Origin of the sequence: Streptomyces sp. NPDC050636 (assembly GCF_040654775.1) — a bacterium.
Taxonomy (GTDB): domain Bacteria; phylum Actinomycetota; class Actinomycetes; order Streptomycetales; family Streptomycetaceae; genus Streptomyces.
Genome location: NZ_JBFAIP010000131.1, coordinates 1 through 5,725 on the forward strand (window position 1 = coordinate 1; position 5,725 = coordinate 5,725).

At 66.2% G+C, this 5,725-nt stretch carries 3 protein-coding genes and 4 pseudogenes; 2 read left to right on the plus strand and 5 right to left on the minus strand.

All coding sequences use genetic code 11. The features are described from left to right. Nucleotides 1-130: 130 nt before the first annotated feature. Complete coding sequence (locus AB0I10_RS37255; protein ID WP_363157190.1) at nucleotides 131-823, minus strand: VOC family protein; 693 nt, start codon at nucleotides 821-823, stop codon at nucleotides 131-133. 251 nt (nucleotides 824-1,074) lie between these two features. Then, nucleotides 1,075-2,703, minus strand: a complete 1,629-nt coding sequence (locus AB0I10_RS37260) for a sigma-70 family RNA polymerase sigma factor (protein WP_363157191.1) — start codon at nucleotides 2,701-2,703, stop codon at nucleotides 1,075-1,077. A gap of 362 nt (nucleotides 2,704-3,065) precedes the next feature. On the opposite strand from AB0I10_RS37260, the pseudogene AB0I10_RS37265 reads away from it, so the two are divergent. Beyond that, a pseudogene (locus AB0I10_RS37265) lies at nucleotides 3,066-3,200 on the plus strand (IS5/IS1182 family transposase); the annotation flags it as partial. A gap of 20 nt (nucleotides 3,201-3,220) precedes the next feature. Here AB0I10_RS37265 and AB0I10_RS37270 read toward each other — a convergent pair. From AB0I10_RS37270 to AB0I10_RS37280, 3 genes and pseudogenes are all read right to left on the minus strand, one after another. Then, nucleotides 3,221-3,550, minus strand: coding sequence for a hypothetical protein (locus AB0I10_RS37270; RefSeq protein WP_363157199.1), 330 nt, complete (start codon nucleotides 3,548-3,550; stop codon nucleotides 3,221-3,223). Nucleotides 3,551-3,612: 62 nt separating this feature from the next. Continuing rightward, nucleotides 3,613-3,876, minus strand: a pseudogene (locus AB0I10_RS37275) (hypothetical protein); the annotation flags it as partial. Between the two features lie 253 nt (nucleotides 3,877-4,129). Next, nucleotides 4,130-4,717 (minus strand): annotated as a pseudogene (locus tag AB0I10_RS37280) (IS5/IS1182 family transposase); the annotation flags it as partial. Between the two features lie 828 nt (nucleotides 4,718-5,545). On the opposite strand from AB0I10_RS37280, the pseudogene AB0I10_RS37285 reads away from it, so the two are divergent. Then, nucleotides 5,546-5,725 (plus strand): annotated as a pseudogene (locus tag AB0I10_RS37285) (hypothetical protein); the annotation flags it as partial.

Genomic DNA, 5,725 nt, shown 5'->3' on the forward strand with positions numbered 1-5,725 from the left:
GATTTCTCGGGCCCCGTGCTACTTGGGTACTTCAGGTTGGGGCAGACTCGGACTGGTTCTATTTCGCCAGACTTGCGCTCCTGGAGCAGCCATCAACGAGTGGCTGTGACCAGCACGTTCGAAGAAAGTTTCAGCCGTCTCGGCCCTGCCATGTGGTCAGGCAGGCTTCGTTCCCCTCCAGGTCGGCAAGTACCCAGAAAGCGGGGGCACGGGTCGCGGACACAAGTCGGCCCCCAGCCGCCAGTGCGGTCTCGATCCGCCGGGGTGCCTCGTCATGCGGAACACAGATGTCGAAGTGGATGCGATTGCGCTGCGGGCGCGCCCGGTCCATCTGCTGGAACCAGATGGCCGGGCCCTGCCCGACCGGGTCGACGAGCGGATCCTCCGGTCCCTCGGCGCCCGCCTCATCGGTATAGCCCAACACTGCCTTCCAGAACGGCCGAATCCCGGCGATGTTCAGTGCATCAATCGCGATCTCCAGAAGCTGGACGGACCGCGCTGCCCCCGTTCCGATTTCGGGATCCGTGAGAAACCCGGACTTGTCAGCGGTGGCAGAGATCCGACGCGCGAGTTCGACGTCTTGGGTAGTAACCGCTGCGAGGTCCAACGACTGCAGAGTGAAGACGACCCGATCGGGGCGGACATCGACCCGAAGATGACGGTCGGCGTCGTCGCCGCACACCGCGACAGCGTCCGCTGCCAAGCCGATCGCCTGAGCCAACGCCCCGACCGGAACCGACGTTCGCAAAGCGCCCAGCAAGAGGCGCCACCCGTGATCCTGGACTGCCTCCGACGCTTCCTGCCGACTCAATATCTGCTCCATGGGCGAATCCTTGCAGCCCCACCGTCACCCCGCCTGCCCGCACTTCCGAAACAGGCCCAGTCCGTCCAGCGCTTCCGCTCGCTCACGCCGTGTGGGTTCCCAGGTCTCTCGCCGAGCGTTCTTGCGGATCCACCGCTCACGCTTCTGGATCGTCGTCGCCGTGCCCGGCCCAACTCGGGCGCTACAGCCGCGGGACCGGGCATCCAGGACGGCAGATCGGACCGGGCCCTGTGACGGTGCCCCGCGGCTGCTCAGGGGTTGGAGAGGCAGTAACGGAGCCCTGGGGCGTTGTAGTAGTGGTACGTGAGAACGGCGGGATCGTCCTTTCTGGGCGGTAAGTCGCCATTCCAGTCCTCCATCCCGAGTTGCATCTCGTCCCAGTCGCCGCCGGGCCGGGCCCTGATCAGATAGCCGCCTTCGGGGAAGCTGCTGAAGCTGAACAGCTGTGTTTTCCCGTCTGGGCGGCAGTTGGCCATCCTGATCCGGATGAGCGCAACGTTGCTGCGCTCGATCTCGCTTCCGCCGTAGTCGATGCACTGGCCGGTGGCCGCGTTGCGCAGCCAGGTGTAGTTCCCGGTCTGGGAGGAGCGCTTCGCCCACACCTGGTCTTTGCTGCTGTCGCAGGTGTTGTGGACGACCGCCGTGCCGACCGGCTCAAGGCACAGGGTCCTGTCTCCCGCGTTGATGAGCCTGCCCGACCACGCGACGGACCCAAGGCCGTCCCTGGTGGACGACGGCGCGGAACTGGGAGTGCGTAATGCGGAGACCGACGGTGTGCCGGATGGCTTTGCCCGGTGCGACGTGGTGATCCTGGACGGCGTGGGCGCGTGCGTTACAGGGGGCAGCAGTTCGAGGGCCGTGTCGGGCGGTTCGGGTGACGGGCTCGCCGGCTCCTTCCCGTCAGACCCGAAGAACGGTGACATCGGCACGAAGAGGAGGGTGACCGCGATGGCGGCGACGACGGAACCGGCCACCGCGCCCGTGCGCAACGGGGAGCCCTTCACGCCGGCCCACCACCCCGTACCGTCGTCCGAGGGCACGGCGCCGACACCCGCACTCGCCCCGGCCTCCGCCAGGCGCGCGGCCATATACGCAGAGCCGCCCCAGAGCAGTACCCCGGTCGGCAGCACCGCACCCAGCCGCTCGTTGAGATCGGTCAGTTCGATCAGCGCGCAGCGGCAGCGCTCGCACGCCGCGAGGTGCCGGTCGAGGTCCTTGTTCCTACGGCGGCCGGCGCGGCGCATCGTGGCGCCGAGCAGGGAGCTGTAGTGGCGGCATTCTTCGGTGTCGGAGCTGCTCTCGGCGTGTGCGGCGAGGTATGCCTCGCGCAGGGCTTCCCGGGCACGGTACGCCAGTGAATTGACCCCGCGCGTGCCCAAACCGAGCAGGGGGCCGACCTTCGCGGCCGGTTCCTCCTCGACGGCTGTGTGCCAGAGAACGGTCTGCCAGCGTTCGGGCAGCGAGCGGAACGCCCGTAACACAAGGCTGTTGTCCTCCAGGCGGAGCATCCGCTCCTCGCTGCTCTCGTCGGCAGGGGTGTCCGGCAGGTTGACCAGCCACTGCTCGAAGTCGGGTGACAGCTGGGTGCGGCGAGTCGTGGCCGCCCAGTCGGCGGCGGTACGGCGGACGATGGTGAGGAGGTATGGGCGCCAGGCCGCTTCGGGACCGCTGCCGGACCGAACGGCTTTGAGGGTGCGGGCGAAGGCTTCCGAGGCGAGGTCCTCGGCCGTGTGGGGATCGCGGCAGCAGGCCAGTGCGTAGGAGAATACGGCGGACCGGTGTCGTCGGTAGAGCTCGTCAACGGGAGCGTCGGATTCGGACTTCCTTAATGATGCGGTGAGTTCGGCGTCAGAGGGAGACAATTCCTGGTCATCGGCCATGTGTTACCCAGCCTTCCACGCGCTTGTTGTGGGGATGGGCATTCTTGTCGATGTTCGAATTCAGATGGAAGCGGTTGGGGAATTTCTGGATGTGAGTGAACCATGTGAACTTCCAACGCATCTTTGCCAGGTTAAGGGAAGCCAGCGCATACACGGAGTCGGAGCCTGCTCGCTGAGCAGGCTCCGACGGCGGCGCAACTCGAAATGGGTGGTTCACTAAGTTTCAGAGGTGCTTTTCCAGGGGTACGGCTTGTGTCATTGAGTAAGGCGATTGGGGCTATAGGGGGATTTGCGGGAGATCTGCAGCTGCTTGAGGCGGGCGAAGGCTTCGACCGGGCTACGCAGGCGGGATGCGGTGTGTCCGCCGAAATGAAGTGGGGCGAACCATCCTGGCGCTCAAGGGATTTCGGGCCGTGGCTACCAGGTACGAGAAGCAAGGGTACGTCCTTCACGGTACGGCCACCGTTGCTGCCGTCCGGCTGTGGCTCCGCTCGTGAAGCTCAGCACGGGAGTTGAGTCACGGTCCCGGAGCCGGCAGCACGATGGTGATGGCGGAAGGCGAAGGGCTGACCCTTTTTAGCGCGACAGGGGCTTCGAGCGTCACCGTCACCTCAGCCCCGTGAAGCGGCCGTACCACGTCGGTGCCATCGGGCAGCGTGACGGCGCCCCAAACCGCAGCGGCGCGGGAGCAGAATTGAAGACGATCGCCAGACGCCACGTCTGCACCGCCCTGCTCCTCGGACAGCGGCGTGATGTCTGCGGTAAACGCGGCGTGCGCGCTGATCGAGCCTGGCGTCGCGAGTACCTGCCCCCGCTCGACTGCGCCCGCAGCGATGCCACGAAGCACCACCCCACGTTCATGTCCGCACTCGCCTCATCGATACGCACATGGCCCTGGCCGATGCCCACGACCCGGGAAGTCGCGGCGCTGCCCAAGCCGACGACCTCCACCTCGTCACCCTTGCGCACCCGCCCACGTTCGATTCTGCCCGTCAGCATGACCACGCTGCACTGACGCAGGCGAAAGACGTCCTCGACAGGCATCAAGAACGGCTTCTCCACCGTATGCACCACTAGCCGGCCGGTTGAACCACTCACGGGATTCCCTCGCTCCTGATGTGACCGCACGAGGCAGCCATGAACCGGAGGCCGAGGCGAACAACGATCGCTCATCGAATAGCCGGGGCTATCTCAAGGCTGATTGGGCAGCAATCACCCCATCACGGCAGGCCGTTGACCTGCAGGAGCCCTGCCCCGAGCATGCGGGTTGCGTAGAGGCGGGTTCGCCCCGTGTCCGGGGTGATCACCTGCATGACGCCCTCCCCTGACGACATCGAGGGCGCCCGCGCACACGGCCGAAGGTTGATCGCGGCGATCAGTCCGGTCTCCGGCTCGACGGCGAGATGGCTTTGAACCCGTCCTGCTAATGGGAGCGGGTCTTGTGCACGTGCCGGGATTCGGCATCGACAGTGGAGACCATGGTCGTATGCGGTGCGGCGAGCGATCCGCCACCCCATCGGTGCCATCGGAATCGTCGGCCACCTTCACGTCCTGCGCGGCCACCAGGGCCAAGATCCCCTCGGCGTCGACCGCACCGGGTCCCAGGTTCTGCTCGGGCAGACGGCCCAGCAACTGCAGGGCGTCAGTGACGAGGGCGTCCACCAGATGGGTGCGGCCCCCCTTCATCGTTCCAGGCGATCCTCGGCTTGCCGGGGTCGGCGTAGTCGTGGGCCCGGCAGTAGGCGTCGGCCACGCCTTGGGCACCGGGGACTTCGCGGATCACGCGGCGGATCGCGGCGATCAGCTGGGTGACCGTGTCCCGGGTGACCACTGCATCGTCCAGCACCGCCGAGTCCAAGGCCCGCCGGTGTCTGCCACCACCTCGCGCACCGCGTCGAAGAGCCGGTCCGGCTGCCTGGAGCGGGCCAGCCGACACCGGAAAGTAGGCCAGCAGCGAGGGATCAAACGCGCGGTCATGCAGGCCCAGCCCGCACGCGGCCTTCCACCGCAGATCACACCGCATGTGTCAGCCCAACATCTTCATTGGACTTTAGCCGTGATGATTGGCGGTCAGTGTCACGGCCGCCCCGTCCCGACGACTTCGTCACGACCGTGAACTCATCGGGACAGACTGCATTCACTTTGGGACTTTGCACCTGCATGTAAGTGTGAGCCACGACCATTCACATGATCCGGTCTGGTATCCGAGAGTCTGGCACGTTGAACGGCAGACCTCTTTCCCGTTCACGCCCAAACAGGGGAAAAGGGGGATGTCACGTGTGGCAGGGAGGGTTGGGGCGGCGGCTGCCTTGGTGCAGGGGATCCTCAGTTCTTCGCCGGCGGCTTTGTGGGGGCGTGGGTGCGTGGGTGCGGTGTGGGTTGGTGACTGTGGTGTGGCCTGTGCTGCGCTGGGGCCGAGAGCGGGGCCTGCTGTGGCCATCAGGGCTGCGATGATGAGAACCATTCCCCGTCGTTTCACTGTTTGTGCTCCCCTCTATCCCGCGTGATATTGAGATATGCCTGTACAGGTCTTATGAACCCGCGTGGTGGCGTGGAGGAATGCCGCCGTACCACGGGCGACGTCTTGAACGAAGTTCGGCACGGAGTTCGGCCATGGCGGATCCTCCTCGGGAGGTGCGGATGCCCGGCTGGCCCCTGCGACCGGACTCGACCGTTCGCGGCGAGCCGGGTCCGGGGTGTGCAGACCACGGTGACGGCTTCCGGCCCGGTTGCCTACAGCGAGGACAGGGACTGTGTGGGGCGCACGGGGGTGTGGCTGCCGCGGCCGATGCGTTCGCGCTCCCGACCACCTGTCCGCACGCCTCAACGAAACCGGCGGAACATGGAGCTGCTGGGCATGTATACCCTGCTGGACTACGACCCGGCGGTGGTGGGCATGTCCTCGCAGCCGCTCTGGCTGTTCTGGTCGGCAGCGAACGGCAGCGAACGGCAGCGAACGGCAGCGAACGGCAGCGAACGGCAGCGAACGGCAGCGAACGGCAGCGAACGGCAGCGAACGGCA